This window comes from Pseudomonas sp. SJZ074 (genome assembly GCF_007828215.1).
Lineage (GTDB): Bacteria > Pseudomonadota > Gammaproteobacteria > Pseudomonadales > Pseudomonadaceae > Aquipseudomonas.
Genome location: NZ_VIUE01000022.1, coordinates 25,432 through 45,088 on the forward strand (window position 1 = coordinate 25,432; position 19,657 = coordinate 45,088).

At 60.9% G+C, this 19,657-nt stretch carries 16 protein-coding genes and 1 pseudogene; 6 read left to right on the forward strand and 11 right to left on the reverse strand.

Annotated elements, in window-relative coordinates; genetic code table 11:
- Positions 1-96 precede the first annotated feature (96 nt).
- The gene (locus FBX99_RS20555) at positions 97-744 is read left to right on the forward strand and encodes a YceH family protein (RefSeq protein ID WP_144923910.1); all 648 of its coding nucleotides are present in this window, start codon (positions 97-99) and stop codon (positions 742-744) included.
- A 3-nt stretch (positions 745-747) separates the two neighbouring features.
- Here FBX99_RS20555 and FBX99_RS20560 read toward each other — a convergent pair whose 3' ends face one another.
- Positions 748-1,569, reverse strand: coding sequence for a shikimate 5-dehydrogenase (locus tag FBX99_RS20560; RefSeq protein ID WP_144923913.1), 822 nt, complete (start codon positions 1,567-1,569; stop codon positions 748-750).
- Positions 1,570-1,736: 167 nt separating this feature from the next.
- Here FBX99_RS20560 and FBX99_RS20565 point away from each other — a divergent pair, with 167 nt between their 5' ends.
- A complete protein-coding gene (locus tag FBX99_RS20565) occupies positions 1,737-2,087 on the forward strand; it encodes a hypothetical protein (RefSeq protein ID WP_144923916.1) in 351 nt (116 codons plus the stop codon).
- A 189-nt stretch (positions 2,088-2,276) separates the two neighbouring features.
- Here FBX99_RS20565 and FBX99_RS20570 read toward each other — a convergent pair whose 3' ends face one another.
- The 6 genes from FBX99_RS20570 to FBX99_RS20595 all read right to left on the reverse strand — a co-directional run bounded on the left by FBX99_RS20570 (position 2,277) and on the right by FBX99_RS20595 (position 10,807).
- The gene (locus FBX99_RS20570) at positions 2,277-3,797 is read right to left on the reverse strand and encodes a nucleobase:cation symporter-2 family protein (RefSeq protein ID WP_144923919.1); all 1,521 of its coding nucleotides are present in this window, start codon (positions 3,795-3,797) and stop codon (positions 2,277-2,279) included.
- Positions 3,798-3,934: 137 nt separating this feature from the next.
- The gene (locus FBX99_RS20575) at positions 3,935-4,753 is read right to left on the reverse strand and encodes an arylamine N-acetyltransferase (protein ID WP_144923922.1); all 819 of its coding nucleotides are present in this window, start codon (positions 4,751-4,753) and stop codon (positions 3,935-3,937) included.
- Positions 4,754-4,857: 104 nt separating this feature from the next.
- A complete protein-coding gene (gene xth, locus FBX99_RS20580) occupies positions 4,858-5,652 on the reverse strand; it encodes an exodeoxyribonuclease III (protein ID WP_047703772.1) in 795 nt (264 codons plus the stop codon).
- Positions 5,653-5,689: 37 nt separating this feature from the next.
- Entirely contained in the window at positions 5,690-8,266 is a 2,577-nt protein-coding gene (locus FBX99_RS20585) for an EAL domain-containing protein (RefSeq protein WP_144923925.1), read from the reverse strand.
- 80 nt (positions 8,267-8,346) lie between these two features.
- Positions 8,347-9,915, reverse strand: a complete 1,569-nt coding sequence (locus tag FBX99_RS20590; protein WP_144923928.1) for a GGDEF domain-containing protein — start codon at positions 9,913-9,915, stop codon at positions 8,347-8,349.
- Positions 9,916-10,147: 232 nt separating this feature from the next.
- Positions 10,148-10,807 carry a ribonuclease T2 gene (locus FBX99_RS20595; RefSeq protein ID WP_144923932.1) on the reverse strand — a complete coding sequence of 220 codons (660 nt, stop codon included), beginning with the start codon at positions 10,805-10,807 and terminating at the stop codon, positions 10,148-10,150.
- A gap of 185 nt (positions 10,808-10,992) precedes the next feature.
- On the opposite strand from FBX99_RS20595, the gene chrA reads away from it, so the two are divergent.
- The 3 genes from chrA to FBX99_RS20610 all read left to right on the forward strand — a co-directional run bounded on the left by chrA (position 10,993) and on the right by FBX99_RS20610 (position 14,394).
- The gene (gene chrA, locus FBX99_RS20600) at positions 10,993-12,336 is read left to right on the forward strand and encodes a chromate efflux transporter (protein ID WP_144923934.1); all 1,344 of its coding nucleotides are present in this window, start codon (positions 10,993-10,995) and stop codon (positions 12,334-12,336) included.
- A 173-nt stretch (positions 12,337-12,509) separates the two neighbouring features.
- Positions 12,510-13,661: a mechanosensitive ion channel family protein gene (locus FBX99_RS20605; RefSeq protein WP_145132680.1), complete on the forward strand. Its 1,152-nt coding sequence runs from the start codon at positions 12,510-12,512 to the stop codon at positions 13,659-13,661.
- A gap of 241 nt (positions 13,662-13,902) precedes the next feature.
- Positions 13,903-14,394, forward strand: a complete 492-nt coding sequence (locus tag FBX99_RS20610) for a hypothetical protein (RefSeq protein ID WP_144923940.1) — start codon at positions 13,903-13,905, stop codon at positions 14,392-14,394.
- On the opposite strand, the gene FBX99_RS28950 is transcribed toward FBX99_RS20610, so the two are convergent.
- Entirely contained in the window at positions 14,391-14,639 is a 249-nt protein-coding gene (locus FBX99_RS28950; protein ID WP_178112015.1) for a hypothetical protein, read from the reverse strand. The two genes, FBX99_RS20610 and FBX99_RS28950, sit on opposite strands and share 4 nt — an antisense overlap.
- A gap of 128 nt (positions 14,640-14,767) precedes the next feature.
- Positions 14,768-16,003, reverse strand: a complete 1,236-nt coding sequence (locus FBX99_RS20620; protein ID WP_144923943.1) for an MFS transporter — start codon at positions 16,001-16,003, stop codon at positions 14,768-14,770.
- A 246-nt stretch (positions 16,004-16,249) separates the two neighbouring features.
- On the opposite strand from FBX99_RS20620, the pseudogene FBX99_RS20625 reads away from it, so the two are divergent.
- Positions 16,250-16,507: pseudogene (locus FBX99_RS20625) on the forward strand (AraC family transcriptional regulator); the annotation flags it as partial.
- Positions 16,508-16,696: 189 nt separating this feature from the next.
- On the opposite strand, the gene FBX99_RS20630 reads toward FBX99_RS20625, so the two are convergent.
- Both FBX99_RS20630 and FBX99_RS20635 read right to left on the reverse strand, forming a co-directional pair.
- Positions 16,697-18,190 (reverse strand): amino acid racemase, encoded by a 1,494-nt coding sequence (locus FBX99_RS20630; protein ID WP_145132682.1) that lies wholly within the window; start codon positions 18,188-18,190, stop codon positions 16,697-16,699.
- Between the two features lie 11 nt (positions 18,191-18,201).
- Positions 18,202-19,494, reverse strand: a complete 1,293-nt coding sequence (locus FBX99_RS20635; RefSeq protein WP_144923949.1) for a dicarboxylate/amino acid:cation symporter — start codon at positions 19,492-19,494, stop codon at positions 18,202-18,204.
- Positions 19,495-19,657 lie beyond the last annotated feature (163 nt).

The window sequence follows — 19,657 nt, forward strand, 5'->3', positions numbered from 1 at the left end:
GCAAACGGAGGCGATTATAGCCACGGCTTGTTGCACACCTTGTCTTTTATTGCGCAAGGATTAGGCTAGGCGGCTTCACAGCATAGGGGACGCGCGATGAGCATCGAAGAACAAGGCCAGGCCGAACAAGCAAGGCTCAACAGCATGGAAATCCGCATCCTCGGTGCCCTGGTGGAAAAACAGGCCACCAACCCGGAAACCTACCCACTGACTCTCAACGCCCTGGTACTGGCCTGCAACCAGAAAACCAGCCGTGAACCGGTGATGAACCTCACCCCGGGGCAGGTCGGCCAGAGCTTGCGGGCGCTGGAGGGTCGCGGCTTTACCAAACTGGTCATGGGCAGCCGCGCCGACCGCTGGGAGCATCGGGTCGACAAGGCCCTGGAACTGGTACCGGCCCAGGTCATCCTGATGGGCCTGTTGTTCCTGCGCGGCCCGCAAACGGTCAATGAGTTGTTGACCCGTAGTGGCCGCATGCATGATTTCGAAGACACCGACCAAGTGCTGCATCAACTTGAACGCCTGATCGCCCGCGGGCTGGCGCTGCTGGTGCCACGCCAGGCCGGCCAGCGGGAAGACCGCTATGTCCATGCCATGGGCGACCCGGCGGACATCGAAGCGATCCTCGCCGCCCGCCAGCACCCGGTGGAACGCGGTGCCGGCAGCGGCGTCTCGCTGGAGCGCATCGAAGAGCTCGAAGCGCGGATCGTGGCGCTGGAGGAACGCCTCGCGCGTCTGGAATAAGCCCTAAGCGGACCGGGCAAACGCCACGGCTTTCTCGAACTGCTCCAGGCTCGGCCGCACGCCGGTGTAAAGCACGAACTGCTCCAGGGCCTGGATGGCAACTACCTCCAACCCGGTGATGACTCGTTTGCCCTCAGCCCGGGCACGCACGATCAGCGGGGTTTCCGATGGAATTGCCACCACGTCGAACACGGTCTCGGCTGCGGCGATGGCAACGGGCTCGAACGCCAGCTGATCGGCTTCCGGCCCTCCGGTCATGCCAATCGGTGTGACATTGATCAGCATCCGCGGCCGTTGCTCACCCAGCTCGGCTTGCCACTCATATCCCAGGGACTCGGCCAAGGCCCGTCCGGCGGTTTCGTTGCGGGCGACGATCAGCCCCTGCTGGTAGCCGCCATCACGCAGGGCGCTGGCCACGGCCTTGGCCATCCCGCCGCTGCCGCGCAGGGCAAAGGTCGAGTCCTTGGGCACGGCATGGGTCTGCAGCAATTGGGCAACCGCGATGTAGTCGGTGTTGTAAGCCTTCAAATGGCCATCGGTATTGACGATGGTGTTGATGGACTGGATCGCGGCGGCGGAGGCGTCCAGTTCATCGACCAGGGCAATGCAGGCCTCCTTGAACGGCATCGACACCCCGCACCCGCGGATGCCCAGGGCGCGGATACCGCCGACCGCACCAGGTAGATCCTGGCTGCTGAAGGCCTTGTAATAGAAATTCAGGCCCAGTTGCTCATACAAGTGATTATGAAAACGCAGGCCGAAATTCCCGGGCCGCCCCGACAGCGACATGCACAGTTGGGTGTCTTTGTTGGGATTGATTTGCATGTTTATTTCCTTGCATTCCACTTTCTGACAAGCGGGATCACCGCCCGCCCGACCTTACACAATATTTACCCAACGGCGCTGCAAATCCTGGGAAAATCGTTGTCAGAGCAAGTACCCCCGTGACCTTTCAGCGGTCTGTTGCAAACGGGGCCAAACGAGGAACCACCATGAATCGTAAACTCCCTGTCATCGCCCTGCTCGTGGGGGCACTCGCGGTCACCGGCCAGGCATCCGCCCATGGTCGCGGTGGTTGGGAGGGTCCCGCAGTGTTCGGTGCAATCGTCGGCTCGGCTATTGTCGGCTCGGCGCTCATCAACCGTGACCGGCCGGTGTACGTGCAACAACCGGTCTACGTCCAGCCGCAACCGGTTTATGTACAACAACCCCCACCGGTCTATTACGAGCCACAGCCGGTGTACATCGAGCGGCCTATCTACTATCGCCCAGCACCGGTGTATTACGGGCCACCACGGGGCTACTACTACGGCCCGCCCCACGGCCATTACGGTCGCTGGTAAGCGAATAGACAAACAGCCTGTGATCGAGGATCACAGGCTGTTTTTTATTATGTGAACACCACAAAACCTGTGGGAGCGGGCTTGCTCGCGAAAGCGGTCTGTCGATCACACTGATGTTGCCTGACACACCGCCTTCGCGAGCAAGCCCGCTCCCACAGGGGATTTGCCGCTGATGTTCAACTGGCCCAGTCAGGCATGTTCGCCGCTTTTCAACCGCATCGGCCCATGCTCCGCAGTCGAGTGGGAAGGCTCTGCCAGCACCGGAATTTCATTGCCATCGCAATCATGCAGCTTGCCGTCGCTGAAGTAATCGCCTTCACGCAGCGCCGCCAGGTCCTGGTAACGCAACACCCGCTCGGTGCCGGCGGCAAAGACTGACTGCTGGTCGGAGTTGCCTGCGGTGAGGTGATTGAAGGCCAGGTTGAGGATGATCGCCATGATCGCCGAGGAACTGATGCCCGAATGGAAGATCGTCGCGAACCAGGTCGGGAAATGGTCGTAGAAGTTTGGCGCGGCGATAGGAATCATGCCGAAACCGATGGAGGTGGCAACGATGATCAGGTTGACGTTGTTGCGGTAGTCGACTTTCGACAGGGTTCGAATGCCACTGGCAGCCACGGTACCGAACAGCACGATGCCTGCGCCACCCAGGACCGAGGTCGGTACCGCAGCGATCACCCGGCCCATGAATGGCAACAGCCCCAGCACCACGAGAAACAACCCACCGGTGGCGACCACGAAACGGCTCTTGATTCCGGTCACCGCCACCAGGCCGACGTTCTGCGCAAAGGCACTCTGGGTGAAGGAACCGAAGATCGGCGCGATCATGCTCGACAGCATGTCCGCCCGCAGGCCGTTACCCAGGCGCCTCGAGTCGACCTTGGTGTCGATGATCTCGCCCACCGCCAGGATATCGGCCGAGGTTTCCACCAGGGTCACCATGATCACGATGCACATCGACAGGATCGCGGCGACGTGGAACGTCGGCATGCCGAAATGGAATGGCGTGGGAAAGCCGAACATCGGGCCTTCGCTGACGGATGAGAAATCAGCCATGCCGAGAAACACGGCGATCACCGTACCAACCACCATCGCCAACAGAATCGACAACCGGGAAATCGTCGCACTGCCCATCTTGCTGAGTAACAGCACCAGCACCAGCGTGACGGCGGCCAGACCAATGTTGGCCATGCTGCCGAAATCAGCGGCGTGACTGTTACCACCCATGGCCCAGCGCGCCGCCACCGGCATCAACGTCAAGCCAATGGTGGTGATGACGATGCCGGTGACCAGCGGCGGAAAGAAACGGGTGATTCGCGAAAACACCGGGGTGATCAGCAAACCGATCAGGGACGCGGCGACCACGGCCCCCAGGATGGCTTGGAAGCCCCCCTCCCCGCCAGTCCCGACAATCGCCACCATGGTCGCGACCCCAGAAAACGATACACCTTGCACCAAGGGCAACTGGCACCCGAAAAACGGCAGGCCAAGGGTTTGCAACAAGGTCGCCAGCCCCCCCGCAAACAATGACGCCGCAATCAACAGACCGATGTCCGCCGAAGACAGCCCAGCCGCCTGGCCGATGATCAGGGGCACCGCGACGATGCCGCCATACATGGTCAACACATGCTGCAGGCCGTAAGCCATATTCGCACCGATACCAAGGTTTTCGTCCTCGGGCCGTGGAAGTGAAACATGGGGCGTTTTCATGGTTCGGGGATTCCCTGTTTTTTGTTATGGGCACACTGTATTCAAAACTCATGACAAATGTCCATAGAGTTGTATACAACTTCTTAGCCACATTACGACCTAAAGGTCATCACATCCTCAGGATGCCCATCCCACTGTCAGAGCAGCCCCGACACTGCTGGCCGCAACAGCTCGCGCGGCGGCACACGCAGACCGAATTCATTTTCCAACAAATCGATCAGTTCATCGGCATCGGTGATTTCCCGCCGCTCGCTCTTCTGCCCTATCCGGTGCACGGCATAGCTGTTGCCGTTGAGGGTCTTGCGCAGGCCATCGCCAGTGCGGGCCGCCATCAGCCGGCCCATGAACGGCGAGTCCGGGTGGCTGCTGACGTACCAGTTGCCCACGGTGTAGTCGATGTCTTCCTGGCGCTGTAGGTCGAACAGGTACATCGGCCGCCATTCGCCCGCGACGTTGGCACGCAGCAGATAGCCGTCCGGATGCTCTTCGATACGGTAAGGTTCATGGGGAGTGGCCTGGCTGTCACGACTGTCCAGCAGCAGCGGCCCGGTGGGCACCATGCCGCCGAAGCCAACGTCGGTGATATAGCGCACGCCGTCTATCGTCACCAGGCTGAGACGGTGAGTGCGAGCGGTCCAGGCACCTTCGGGTGCGTTCATCACCACCCGTCCTGTAATGCCTCGGGCGTCAAAGCCCAGCGTCTGCAACAGCACCAGGAACAATTGATTGAGTTCGTAGCAATAGCCGCCGCGTCCTTGCTCGAAGATTTTTCGCTCCACCGCTTCGAGCTCAATCGGCACCGGCAGACGCAGCAGTGTCGAGAGGGTTTCAAAAGGGAATTCAGCCGTGTGGCGCCATTGGAGCAGGCGCAGGGTGTCGAGGGTCGGCGCTGGGGGTGCGTCCAAACCCAGGCGTTGCAGATAACGGCCCGTATCGCTCAGTCGTGAGGTGTCCATGAGGGTGTCCTTTATCCAATGCAGGGCTTACGGTAAGCCATCTGCTGGAGCAAGGTATAAGGCATTATTCTTGCAGCGACAACCGGTCCCGTTGGGCTTGTCGGTCAGCGTCGCTTGCGTGAAGCCAGCCGGATCCAGGTGGGTGCATGATCGCTGGGGTGCGGCTGGTTCCTGACCCAGGCGTCCACGCCCGCCTCACTCAGATAGGGGCTTGCTGCGGGGTTGAGCAGCAGGTGATCGATGCGCAACCCGGAGTTTTTCTGCCAGTGCTGGCGGAAATAATCCCAGAAGGTGTAGATCCGCTCGTCCGGGTACAAATGGCGCAACGAATCCGTCCAGCCCTGGTCCAGCAACCGTTGATAACACTCGCGACTTTCGGGCTGCAACAGCGCGTCCTTGAGCCAGGAGCGCGGGTTGTAGATATCCATGTCGGTGGGTACCACATTGTAATCGCCGGCCAACACCACGGGGTGATCACTGGCCTGCAACGCCTGGGCGTAATCGATCAATCGCTCGAACCACGCCAGTTTGTAATCGAACTTGGGCCCTGGCTGTGGGTTGCCGTTGGGCAGGTAGAGACAACCGACCAGCACGCCATGCACGGCCGCCTCCAGATAGCGACTGTGACTGTCGCCTTCATCGCCGGGCAAGCCGCGCCGACTCTCCAGCGGTTGCGCATCACGGGCCAGTATCGCGACGCCGTTCCAGGAAGCCTGGCCGTGCCAGATCGCCCCATAACCCACCGACTCCAGCTCGGCCGCCGGGAAATCCCTGTCGAGCGCCTTGAGCTCCTGCAGGCAAACGATGTCGGGTTTCTCCCGCTCCAGCCATTCCAGCAGGTTGGGCAACCGAGCGCGAATACCGTTGATATTGAAAGTCGCGATGCGCAGTTTTTTCATGGGCCAGGACCTCGAAGTACCAGGACGTCAGGAGTATTCAGGAGCCGGTTTTCGACAGCGGCCGAGAGTTTTCCAGCAAGTCGGAAAATGCCTGCTTATCGATCGGACGACTGAGGAAATAGCCCTGTACCTCATGGCATTGATCCGAGCCAAGCGAACCCAGCTGGGCCAGGGTTTCCACGCCTTCGGCCGTGACGGTCAGGCCCATTGCCTTGCCCAGGTTGATGATCGCCTGGACCACCGCGCGGTCGTTGCTGCTGTTGCTCATGGAGGCGATGAAACGCTTGTCGATCTTGATCCCGTCAAAGGGGTAGGTACGCAGGTACCCCAGGGAGGAGTAGCCGGTCCCGAAATCATCCATGTTCAACCGCACGCCCAGCTCCTTCAGGGCATTCATCACCTGCAGGGCGCCGTCCACATCGTTAAGCATCACGTTCTCGGTGATTTCGAGTTCCAGGCGACTCGCAGGGAAACGGGTTTCGACCAGCACCTGGCGTACATCCTCCACCACATCGCTGCGCTCGAACTGCGCCGGCGACAGATTGACCGACACCATCAGGTCCCCAGGCCAGGTCAGTGCGGTTTCGCAGGCTTCACGCAGCACCCAGCGCGAAAGCGGAACGATGAGGTCGGTCTGCTCGGCCAGCGGAATGAAAGCATCGGGACCGAGCAGGCCCTGGGTGGGATGCTGCCAACGCACCAAGGCCTCGACGGCCACGATTTCCCGGCCGTCGACTTTGTAGCGCGGTTGGAAATGCAGGATGAATTCGTTGTTCTTCAGCGCCTGGCGCAGGTCGCTTTCCAGCTGGCGCCGATGCTGGATCTGATCGTTCATCTGTGGGGCGAAATAGCACCAGGTCTTCTTGCCCTCGGACTTGGCCTGGTACATGGCAATGTCGGCACAGCGAATCAACTCGCCGGGCACGTAACCCTGACGACGACTCACGGCAATACCGATGCTGGCACCGATGTGCAGGGCATGGGTTTCGTAGTGGATCGGTTGCTGCAGGCTATCGATCAGTCGAGCGCAGAATCGGTCGATCTCAGTGGTGTTCTCCATCCCGCTGAGCACCACGACGAATTCATCGCCGCCCAACCGTGCCACCAGATCCTGCTCACGGGTGCTGTCACGCAAGCGCTGCGCGACTTCCAGCAATACCGCGTCGCCGGCCGGATGGCCCAGGGAATCGTTGATCGGTTTGAAGTTGTCCAGGTCCACCATCAGCAAGGTCAAGGGGGCGGAATGCTCCTTGGCGGCCAGCGCCTCTTCCAGGTGCCGCGCCAGCTTGTTGCGGTTCGGCAGGCCCGTCAGCGCATCGTGCAGCGACAGATGCTGGACCTGGGCGTGGGCGGCGACCTCATCGGTGATGTCGCTGGCGGTGCCGCGGTAGCCCACCACTTCGGACCTGGCGTAGATCGGCCGCGCCGAAACCCGGCAGAAGCGCAGTTGCCCGGAATGATCACGGTAGGAACAGCGCAGGTTGCTTGCGCTCTGCTCTTCCGTCAGGTCGCCGAGCCACAGGGCAATCGGGGTGGTGTCGCAGTACAGGAGTTGCTCGATGTCCTGGCCCAGCCATTGCTGGGCGGAAAAGCCGGTGACCGTGTTGAAGCGGCCCGACAGATAAGTGATGTGTTGTTGAGCGTCGACTTCCCAGATCCAGTCGGAAGCAGCCTCGGCCACGGCCCGGAAACGCTCTTCGCTGGCTTCCAGGGCCTGGGTCGAGCGTTCCAGGCTGTCGTAGCTGGCGTCCACCTGCCGCGCCGTGCGCAGGGCATAGCGGAAAAAATAGGCAGTAAGCAGCGCCAGGATCAACAGCGCCCCACCCAATGGCGGCATCAGTGACCAGAGCAATTGCCGGCCCGGCTGTTCAAGGCGAGACACCAGGCTGTAGCCGGTGCTGTCCAGCGGCACTGCCGGCTGGCCGGACGCAAGTTCGTTATCCTTCTTGAGGTTCAGGTCGGTCAGGCCGTAACGCTTGCCCAGCGCGCGCAGTTTGACCTGGGTCAGCTGGTCGACGAACAACAGGATCGACGTGCTCTTGGCATCGACCCGGGGACGCTCGTCATTGGGCAGGATAACCGAAGCGGTGACGATGGCCGGCCAGCCTTCGAACAAGGTGTAGCGGACCGCAGGAACGGTCAGGTCGGATTGCCCCTGGAGCTGATCCACCAGGTCCTTCAACGGCGCGTCGAGATACGTTGTCGCCTCCGCCTGGACATGCTGCCCCCGCACCACCGCGTATTTGGTGCGCTCACGGTCGACGACGAACACTCCCTCATAGCCATCGTTGGTGAACAGGGTCTTGCCCATGTTCTGTTCCGCGTAGGCCCATTGCACATCGACGTCACCGTTGAGGTGCTCATAGGCGGTAGTCCAGTAGGTGTAACTGGTGATGTAGTTTTTCGACGCGATGATGCGATTTTCCACGGCGCGTTCAATGTAGAAGTGCGTCTTGCGCACATCCTCTGCATCCAACTGCCGGGCAATATTGAACAGTGCCGCAACGGCCACCAGGACCCCCAGGACAAACAACCCGGCGACCGCGGCCACCAGTCGTCGGGTAATCGGTGTGTGGCGCGTGACACTGGAAGGAATATCGGCGGCGGTCTCCATATACCTGCTCCTGTCCGATCGGCGAACGGCGAGATGCTGAGCAGTGGACCCTTGTCAGTCGGCGATGATTCCAACGGATCTCAACGGTCCGAACGCTCCAGCGTATCGAAGCCGCTTTCAGTCGACCACGCCTGCACCCGGTTGCGGCCGCTGTGCTTGGCCTGATAAAGCGCCGCATCGGCCCTCTGGATAAAGACCTCGATGCTGTCCAGGCTGCTGGGCACGAAGGCATGGCAGCCCAGGCTCACCGTCAGGTAGCCGGTGGGGGAGCCGGAATGGGTGATGTGCTTGTCGATAAGGCTCTGGCGGATCTGCTCAGCCAACGTCATGGCACCCTGCAGGTCGGTGTCGGGCAACAGCACCGCGAACTCTTCACCGCCATAACGCACCGCCAGATCAGCCTTGCGATGGCAGCAACCCTTGAGCACTTTCGCCACTTGCGCCAGGCAATGGTCGCCGGCCACATGCCCGTAGGCATCGTTGTAGCGCTTGAAGTAGTCGATATCGAGCAGGATCAGGCTCAAAGGACTGCGCTGGCGGGCACCCCGACCAAATTCGATGTCCAGGGCCCGCTCGAACAACCGACGGTTCGCCAGCCCCGTCAGGCTGTCATGGGTGGCAATCAGCCTCAACGTTTCCTGTGCCTTGCGCAGGTCGGCCTCGATCCGCTCACTGTTACGCACCTGACGCACAAACACCCAACCGAACAGACAGATGCCCGTGACCACCAGGGCCACGATGAGACTGGACTGAAAGGCTTTGCCGTACCAACCGGCGAGAATCGCCTGCTCGGACATCGCGACCGTAACCATCAGCGGATAGGCCAGCAGGTGCTGGTGATCGTATAGCCTGACGACACCGTCGGCGGAGCGGATCATTGCGGTGTCGGGCTTCTGGATGCCGGGGCCATGCCGGAAGAGGCTCTCCTGGGCCATGACTCGGCCGATCTGCGTTTCATCGAAGGGGCGGCGGGCCAACAAGGTTCCGTCGGTCAAGGCCAGGGCCATCTCGCCCTGGTCGTCAAGGCTGAAGCTTCTGAAGAAGCTATCGAAGTAGGACATCTTGATCCCGGCCAGCAGCACGCCTTGGAAATTACCGTCCTGATCATTCACGCGCCGGGAGACCGGAATGATCCAATCGCCATTTTGCCGGCTGCGAATGGCCGGCCCGATATGGGCGATCAGTGAGGCATTCTGCTGATGGAAAGCGAAATACTCCCGGTCTGCCACCCCGTCGCCTTTTTGCAAGTCATCGAAGGAGGTGACGACCCAATGTCCGCTCTTGTCGAACAGGAACAGGCCGTGCAACTGCTCCAGTGATTGCACGCGTCGGGCAAAGGTTCTATGCAGGCGCGGTTGCAGCGCCGGGCCGAAGCCATCGACCTGAATCCAGTCGGTCAGGCTGGCGAGCACCAGATCTGCCTGCAGGAACGTATCCTGGGCCTGCTGGGCCATGGCCCGGGTAAGGTTGGCCGAGGCGATACGCGCAGCGTCCAGATCGTGGTGCCGGGACTGCTCCAGTTGCAGATAAAGCAAGCCGCACAGGCACAGGCAGACCGCCGCGATAAACGCCACCGCTGCCTTGAGCAACGGCAGGCGCTTGAGGGCACCGCCGGGTGTATTGAGCGGATCAGGGATGACGATAGGCAAGCGAATTCCCGGGAGGGCAAAGCATGAGCGAATCGCTCAAAGCCCCCCAATAGGCAAGAGCTTAGCCTACCGCTCGTATGGCGGCAATTTGCCGGTGCAGTGCAGCCGATGGGTGGGATTGTGGATCCAAAAATCTCCTATCGCCTGCCGGCCAGCACAGCGCTGAATGTGTGGCGAGGGAATAAATCCCCTCGCCACAAGAACTTTGACCATGGACAGTCAGATACGGCCCTCAGCGCACCGGTGGCACCCGGATATCCCCGCTCCGGCATTGCGTCTTGACGCCTCTGCCACAACTGGTGAACGTCAGGCTCTTGTCCATGCACACCCGCACTTCCGACAATTGCGGCCCACTGCAGATGACAGCAATACCGTCGGCCGGAATGCCGGGGTTGCGTTGCCGGAACAGCCTGGCGATCTCCTCGGCTTCGAAATAATACGAGGAACTGGGGGGTTGCAGCTGCGACGGCACCTTCACCTCCGCCAGCGCCTTGTCGGACGCCTGCAGAAAGCCCATGGCGCCGAGGCCGCTGCAAGTACCGTGCTTGGACCACTCATGCTCCAGCAACTTGCGAGTCGCAAACAACGTCAGGCCCTTCTCCCGTTCCGCGTCGGTCAGCGGCACCCTCGGTTCACAGGATTGCGGCCAGCCCCCCTTGGCGTATTGCGGCCAGAGACCGTGCAGGACAAAACCGTAGCCTTTGCCGGAGCACTGCGCATCGCCCGAGTGAGTCAGGCAGAACGTCGGAGACCAGGACAGTGACAGCACGTAGTAATCGAATACTCCCGCGACGGACTCCGCCCGGGCAGCGCGTGATTCACGGGCATTGCCCACTCCCATGCAGCCCAGGGTAAGCGCAAGCAGCATGACTGTTGCAAAACGTTGTTTCATTGACCCGCTCCTCGGGCAGCCCTGTGGAAAGCAGTGACCTCGATCCGGTCGGTGATTGTTCAAGGCCTGTGTTTCAAGCCGGTGAAAGGAGGTGTTTTTTACAGGGAAACCCAGACAGGGGCTATCCAAATTGCGTAACGCCCCATAACGTAGTCCGCCTTCCATCTGCCAATGCGCCGTCGACCATGGACAAAACCTCCCGTCCCCTTGAAGCTCCCTCGGCCGTCAGCCTGCGCGACGCTTTCTGGTTCTGGCTGAAATTGGGTTTCATCAGCTTTGGCGGGCCGGCCGGACAGATCGCGATCATGCATCAGGAGCTGGTGGAGCACCGACGCTGGATCTCCGAGCGGCGTTTCCTGCATGCCCTCAACTACTGCATGTTGCTGCCGGGACCCGAAGCCCAGCAGTTGGCGACCTACCTGGGCTGGCTGATGCACCGTGGCCGGGGCGCAGTCATCGCCGGCACGCTGTTCGTATTGCCTTCGCTGTTTATCCTCATCACCTTGTCCTGGCTGTACGTCGCCTTCGGTGAAGTGCCGGTGGTGGCAGGCGTTTTCTATGGCATCAAGCCCGCCGTGACGGCAATCGTCGTCCATGCCGCCCACCGCATAGGCTCCCGTGCGCTCCGGAACAGTGGATTGTGGGCAATAGCCGTCGCGTCGTTCGCGGCAATATTCGCCTTCAATGTCCCCTTCCCGTTGATCGTGCTCGGGTCTGCGGTCATCGGCTATTTCGGTGGCCGCTGGGCGCCGGAAAAATTCAGCCTGGGCGGCCAGGCGGCCGGGCATCGCTCCTTCGGGCCAGCGTTGATCGACGACGACACCCCGCCCCCGGAGCATGCCCGGTTCAGCACCTTCAGACTCATCCGGTTGGCGGCCATCGGTGCCTTGCTGTGGATCTTGCCGATGGGCCTGTTGACCCTGATGTTCGGCTGGGAAGGCACGTTCACGCAGATGGCCTGGTTCTTTACCAAAGCCGCGTTGCTGACTTTCGGGGGTGCCTATGCGGTTTTACCCTACGTGTATCAGGGAGCGGTCGCACACTTCGGCTGGCTGACACCGACACAGATGATCGACGGTCTGGCCCTCGGCGAAACCACCCCAGGCCCCTTGATCATGGTAGTGGCGTTCGTCGGTTTCGTTGGTGGCTATGTCATGCAGGTGTTCGGCCCCGAACAGGCCTTTCTCGCCGGTGCCGTTGCGGCCACCCTGGTGACCTGGTTCACCTTCCTGCCTTCGTTCCTGTTCATCCTGGCCGGCGGCCCGTTGGTCGAGTCGACCCACAACGCCCTGAAGTTCACCGCACCGCTGACGGCGATTACCGCGGCGGTAGTTGGCGTGATCCTCAACCTGGCTTGCTTCTTCGGCTACCACGTACTCTGGCCCAACGGCTTTGTCGGTGCGCTGGACTGGCCATCGGCAATCATCGCCCTATTGGCCGCCATTGCATTGTTTCGCTACAAGCGTGGCGTGATCCAGGTATTGGTGGCATGCGGGCTGGCCGGGCTGGCGGTGCACCTGTTGCGTTAAGAGAGACGCTCGCCCGGGTAAGTCGCCACGCCCACCGATGTTCGCAACAACAGGCCGGTAATAAAATTGAACGGCCCGTACCTTACGTCACCTAACGAAGTTCCTGGCCCTGTCCAGACTCTAACGCCAGATAGGGCCTGAACCCGAAAAGCAACGGCGCAGGTGACCGATCCATGGACTCAAGCTCCCTCGAAATCTTTACCGATACCCAGTTGCTGGGCATCTCCATCGCCAATTGGCTGCTCGCCCTCGGCGTGATGACAGTGAGCTTCATCGTCGCCAGGGCGAGCATCGGCTTCCTCCTCAGGAACGTACGGGCCCGGGCGCAGAAGCCCAACGCCTACCTCAGCCACATCGCCGTCGAAGTGCTCTCCAGCACCAGCAACACCCTGTTGTTGCTGGCTTCGATCCTGATCGGCATCGGCGTGCTGGACTTGCCGGAACGTTGGCTCAGCCGGGTCAGCAGCCTCTGGTTCGTGGTGGCGGCCCTGCAAATGGGACTGTGGGCCAACCGGGCAATCGCCCTTACACTGTTGCACTATTTCGCCCGCCACAACCACACCGAAATCCATCAGAAAAGTGCCCTGGCGACGTTGAGCCTGTGGGGCGCGAAGGTATTTCTCTGGGCCATGGTGCTGTTGGCAATGCTCTCCAACCTCGGCGTGAACATTACCGCGTTTATCGCCAGCCTCGGCGTCGGCGGCATCGCCGTCGCGCTTGCGGTGCAAAACATCCTCGGCGACCTGTTCGCCTCGCTGTCCATTGCCGTGGACAAACCCTTCGAAGTCGGCGACTTCATCGTCGTCGGATCCCTGGCCGGTACCGTCGAACACGTCGGCCTGAAGACCACGCGGATCCGCAGCCTGGGTGGCGAACAGATCGTGATGGCCAACGCGGAGATGATCAGCACCACCATCCAGAACTACAAACGGCTCCAGGAACGGCGCATCGTTTTCGAATTCGCCCTGCCCCTCGACTGCTCCACGGAACAACTCAAGCAGGTGCCGGTCATCGTCGAACGCATCATCAAGGCACAGGAAAAGACCCGCTTCGACCGCTCGCATTTTCGCGGCATCGGTCAGAGCGCTCTGGAATTCGAGACGGTTTATATCGTGCTGGACCCCAGCTACAACATCTACATGGACATCCAACAGGCGATCAACCTGGGCATGATGGAAGAATTCGCGAAAATCGGCGTGCGCTTCGCGATTCCTGCGCGGACCGTCCACGTCGCTTCGCTACCGAATATGCCTGCACAGCCTGCCGGGGAAAGCGACCACGAGACCCCGACGCGGGCGACGCCGAAATATCAGGCACGGCATTAATATCAGCTTCAACCGGAATAATGTGTGAGCGAGCCTGCTCGCGATGGCGGTGGGTCAGCCAGCCTTGATGCAAAGGACCGGACGCCTTCGCCAGCAGCGTCGCTCCCATAAGGAATCGCGGAGATTGCGTTGCCAAAGCAAAACCAGCCCCGACACTCGAAAGCCTTCCCTGACCCAACGCAACTGAACACCTGACCCCATCAGCTAAGCTCACCTCATCATTACGACAGGGAGCATCGACATGAGCAAAGCAGACGAGCTGGCGGCCAAGCTGAGGCAAACCCGGCAAAGCCGTGCCGACACGGATAACAATGCCGACCTGGCGATTGAACACTGGCCCGCCCAGGTCTATGAGCTGTACCACCAGATCGAAACCTGGCTGGCGCCGGTCTGCGAAGCCGGGTTGACGATTCGGCGCAATCCCACTCACGTGTTCGAAAGCCATGCCAGCGGTTCGACGTACAACTACGCCATTGATCGACTGTTGATGGAAGGGAACCATCACCGCATCGAGCTCGACCCGATTGCCCGCTTCTCCGCTCATGGAGAGGGCTGTGTTGAAATCCACCTGAAGGGGCAGACACGCTGCCTGCTGCGAACCGTCGGTGAACATGGCGAATCGCGGTGGCATGTCCAGTCGAGCGGACAGCCGCTGTCCGAGCCCTTGGCACTGGACGAAGAGGCGTTGGTTGCGCTGGTGGAGGAAGGTCTGGGTTTAACGCACTCGGTCTAATTGCTGGCCTGAAAGGCCGACTGGAGTGTCACGTCGCTGCCAACTTCAGCGTCGGGCGACGTCACTTGCGCCATCGGCCGTGACACCAGCCTGTTCAAGGCGTTGTCGATCTCATCGGCCGCGCCTTGTGCATAAAGGGCATTGGCCCAGCTCCAGTAGTGATCGGACATCAATCCGCCCACCGCCTGAGCACACAGTTCATCGCTGCAGACACCCATTTTCCCCGCGGCAGCGATAACGGCCATAAGGGCTTGCTCCAACTGGGGAATTCGTTCGGTAGACACAACTGACGGCCTGATGAATCATGAGAGCAGAGTTTACCAAGATATCAATAGGCCACCAACCGCAAGCGCTCAACGGTCAGCTGATTCGCTCAGCCACCCGCTGCGCCGAATGCCGCGGTGCTCGGCATCGCTAACGACTCCCGAGCCGTAGCGCGAGCGGCCAGCATGGCCAGGATGGCGGCAACGCCCAGCACCGCCGCACTGGTTTCGAAGGTCGCCTGGTAGCCGTTCAGATCAAACAGAAAGCCGCCGACCGTCGCGCCCGCTCCGATGGCGAGCTGGACAATTGCCACCATCAGCCCCCCTCCGGCCTCTGCGTCGTCCGGCAGTGTCCGCGCCAGCCAGGTCCACCACCCGACAGGCGCGGCAGTCGCCACCAGTCCCCATAATCCCAGCAAGACGGTCGTGGCAACCACAGACGCGCCGAACCCCACCAGCGCAATGGCAATCGCCACCATCAACAAGGGGATAATGATCAGGGTCCGATACAAGCCCTTCTTCAGGAACGCGCCAATCAGGAAGGTGCCCAGGAAACCGGCCACGCCGATGACCAGCAACATGAACGAAAGCAGAGAGACGCTCACTTGGGTCACGCTTTCGAGGAACGGACGCAGGTAAGTGAACAGCATGAACTGCCCCATGAAAAACGTACTGACCGCCAACATGCCCCATGCAACCGGCGCCCGGGTCATCAGCCTGAAAACATTGCTGCTGCCCTGTTTCGTCTGCGTGTGCCGGATCCGCATTGTCGGCATCCGCAACAGCAGCCAGGCCAGGGCAATCGCAGCAACGGGCACGATGCAAAAGAACGCGCCACGCCAACCGATGATCGCTCCCAGGAAACTGCCCAACGGCGCCGCCACCACCGTCGCCAGGGCATTGCCACCATTGACGATGGCCAAGGCACGCGGCAGTTGATTGTCCGGTACCAGTCGCATGGCCGTGGCCGCTGACAGCGACCAGAAGCCACCGATTGCGACCCCGATCAAGGCGCGTCCCGCCATGAACGTCAGGTAATCAGGCGCCAGCGCGACCACCGTCCCGGAGAGGATCATCAGCAGTGTCAGACCCGACAGCAGCCACTTACGGTCGATCCTGGCCGCAATCGAGGCTATGAACAGACTGGTGATCAGCGCGAAGGCGCCGGACACGGCAATGCCCTGTCCGGCCTGCCCCTCGCTGACCTGCAGATCCGCCGCTATCGGCGTCAGCAGGCTGACCGGCATGAATTCCGACGCTACGAGCGCGAACGCGGCGAGCGCCATGGCAAGCACGGCACTCCATGCGGGTTGGCCGTGTGATTTCGGCAAAGAGGTATCGGTCATCGAGTATGCATCCTGTCGCTGAGGTAAACACTTTTGCTGCACTGCAAGAGCGGGTCCGCACGAGCCTCGGGAAAAGCCCCGCAGCACACGTCCATTTCAGCGGTTATCTCTGGATGACCGGTAGAGTATTTCTCTGTAATTCTTGCCCGATTCTGTGAACCTGCACGCGAGATATAGGCAGCGCTTCGCTTGGCGAGGTAATGTTCTGCCTAAAGCTATCAACCGAACCTGAAACCCGAACACACCATGACGATCCGGCGCACATCGTTGCAAGAAACTCTCGCCGACAACATTGGCGCGCGGGCCCAGCGGACAGGGGACTATGCAACATCGATCGCCGGACTCAGCCTGTTTCGACGTGATGCCCCCGCGCCGCCTGCCATCTGCATGATCGAACCGAGCATCGTCCTCGTGACCCAGGGTGCGAAACAACTGTGGCTCGGCGGCGAGGCCTATGGCTACGATGCCTCGCGCTTCCTTATCACCTCACTGGACCTGCCCGCCCAGTTCAGCCGCGAATATGGCCGCTTGTTTGGCACGCCGCCCAAGCGGGATATTGCGGCGTTGCGGGGGCAAGGACATTTGACGTGATCCACTGTGGCGAGGGAGTTTACTCCCGCTGGGCTGCGCAGTAGCCCCGAATGATGGGAGCGCTCCGCACTCCAGCGGGAGCAAGCTCCCTCGCCACGACATTCACTTCCCCCCTTGCAAGCGGCTGTCTGTCTTTTCCGCCAAGGCAATGCACTTCAACGCCAGGATCATCGTCGGGTCCACCAGCGCCACCGCATGTCCGTTGATTTCAAACGCCTCGCCGTGTTCGAGCACCAGGGGCAGTTCCGTGCATCCCAGAATCAACACCCCTGCCCCCAGTTCGCACAAGTGCTCGGCCGCCAGCAGCAACTGTTCCCTGCACAGTCCGTCGGTGAAACCGGCCTTGATTCCCCGCGGCCCGTAGATGGCGTCCATGACCATGGCCTGATAATCGACCCCCGGCGTCAGGATCTGCAGCCCGGCGCGGCGTGCAGCCTGGTGATAGACCTGGCTCTGTACCGTACCGGAAGTCGCCAGGAGCCCGATGACCCTGTCCGCCCCGTGCCGGTGCAGGATCCACTCCACCGTCTCGCTCAACATGTTCACGATGGGCACCTGCAGGTTCGTCTGGATGCGTTCGACAAAGGCATGGGCGGTGTTGCAGGGAATCGCGATGGCATTGACGCCTGCGCTTTCAAGACGCTTGCAGGTGGCGTACATCGCCAGGGTCGGATCGGTTTCTCCCCGCAGCAGGCTGGCCGTCCGATCCGGTATCTGCGGGTTCTGCTCGACCACCATCCGGATGTGGTCCTGGTCCCTGTCCGCCGGGGTATTGGCCACTACCTTGGCCATGAAATCCACCGTGGCGGCCGGCCCGACGCCGCCCATGATGCCTAGTTTGAAGGTCGCTCGACCTGGTGGTGTCCGCTGCTGCGTCGCGAAGTCAGCGTAGATCGAGTTGATGTCCAGCACGGCCATGCCGCGTCGCTGCAGATCGGTACAGACCAATGAAAGCTCGGTCATGCCGGGCAGGATCACCGTCGCCCCCTGGGCCTGCAACGACAGACACGCCTGATACAGCGCCTCCAGTGGCGCGCCCTCCAGATAACCGTCCTTGATGCCATCGACGCCATACACGGCCTCCATCAAGGCCGATTGAGCTTCGGCGTCGGGGTAAACGATCCGGAAGTCCTCCGCGAAGTACCGCTCGAACATCCCACAGTGGCGCACGAAATCGGAGGCAATGACACCCAACGTTGCCCGGGGCTGGACAGTGCGCCTGACGTAGCGAGCCAGGGCCGCCATCATGTCCAGCACCGCAATGCCCAACTCGTCCTGGATTTCCGCACGGAAGGTATGGCTGGCGAAGCATGGAAGCAGCACCGCATCGAAGCCATTATCCTCAAAAAACTTGCACACCTGGAACACATAGAACTTGCGCGACGTCATGCTCGCATTCGTGTCCAGGGGCAGCAGCACGTCCTTGAACGGGTGCTGCTCGACCAGAAAATGGTAGCGGCCCTGATCCTCGAGCACCGCTCTGGACTTGAGCAGTTTGTAGAACAGGTCGCCACCGGCCAGCGAGCCAAGCCCGCCGACGATGCCCAGCTTCCGAACCGCAGGCGTCTGCCGGGTCGACTTCGCTTTCACCTTCATGGCGTTGCTCCCTACACAACCGGAACCGGGTTGGATCGAGACTGGACGGGGGCGGTGCCTCGGTCCTCGGCCGCCTCCTCGTGAGGTTCGGATTGAGCGACCACCGCCGTTGCAATGCTGTTGCCCACCACATTGGTAGCCGTGCGTGCCATGTCCAGGAACTGGTCGATGCCGATGATCAGCAACAGCCCCGCCTCAGGAAGATTGAACATCGGCAAGGTGGCCGCGACCACGACCACCGAAGCCCGTGCCACGCCGGCCATGCCTTTGCTGGTAATCATCAGCGTCAGAAGAATCAACATCTGCTGGGTGAAACTCAGGTCAATGTTATAGGCCTGGGCGATGAACAGGATGGCGAAAGCCTGGTACATCATCGAGCCGTCCAGGTTGAACGAATAACCCAGGGGCAATACGAAGCTGGACACACGCTTGGGCGCGCCGAACTTCTCCAGCGCCTCGATGGTTTTCGGGTAGGCGGACTCACTGCTGGCGGTGGAAAAGGCCAGGAGAATCGGTTCGCGGATGAGTTTTCCGAGTCGGAACACGGAGCGCCCGAGGAACAGGTAGCCGGCACCGAACAACAGCGCCCAGAGAATCAGGATACCCAGGTAGAATTCGCCGATCAGCTTGCCGTAGTCGACCAGCAGACCAAGCCCCTGGGTGGTGATGGCCGAGGCAATGGCGGCAAACACACCAATCGGTGCGAAGGCCATGACGTAGTCGGTGATCTTGAACATTACCTTCGCCAGCTCTTCGATAGAGTCTGTGATCCGGGTGTAACTCGCCCGCTTGACCCCGGCCAGTGCAAAGCCGAAAAACAGCGAGAACACCACGATCTGCAGAATCTCGTTGTTCGCCATGGCTTCGGCGATGCTGCGGGGAAACACGTGGCCGATGAACGTCTTGAGACTGAAATCCCCGGTGTTGACCGGCACCGCAGCAGATGCATGCTGCGCAACGTCAAGGTTCAGCCCGGCGCCCGGTTGAAACAGATTCACCAGGCCCATCCCGATCAGCAGCGAAACGATCGATGCCGTCACGAACCAGGCCATCGCCCGGGCCCCGATGCGCCCGACGGAACGAGAGTTGCCCATGCTGGCGATACCGCCGACCAGGGTCGCGAACACCAGGGGTGCAATGATCATCTTGATCATGCGTAGGAAAATGTCGGTGACCATCGAAAAATAGCCGGCGATCTCCTTGGCGCTTTGCTCGCTCCCTGCGACATGGTGACACGCCCAACCCACCAGCACGCCCAGGGCTATGCCCATTGCAATTCGACGTGGGAGCTTATTCTTCTTCACGGTGTTGTCCTCAAGTAGTTCTTGGAGTTTTTTACTTGGCAAGGTCGATTCTAAGGAGCGGCTCGGACGAGATGATGAGTAATCCAGCTACCTTCATGCACTTTCGGAATAGTTATGCGAAGGACACGCTGGGCCGGGTGATTGCGACGTAAACTGGCGCATC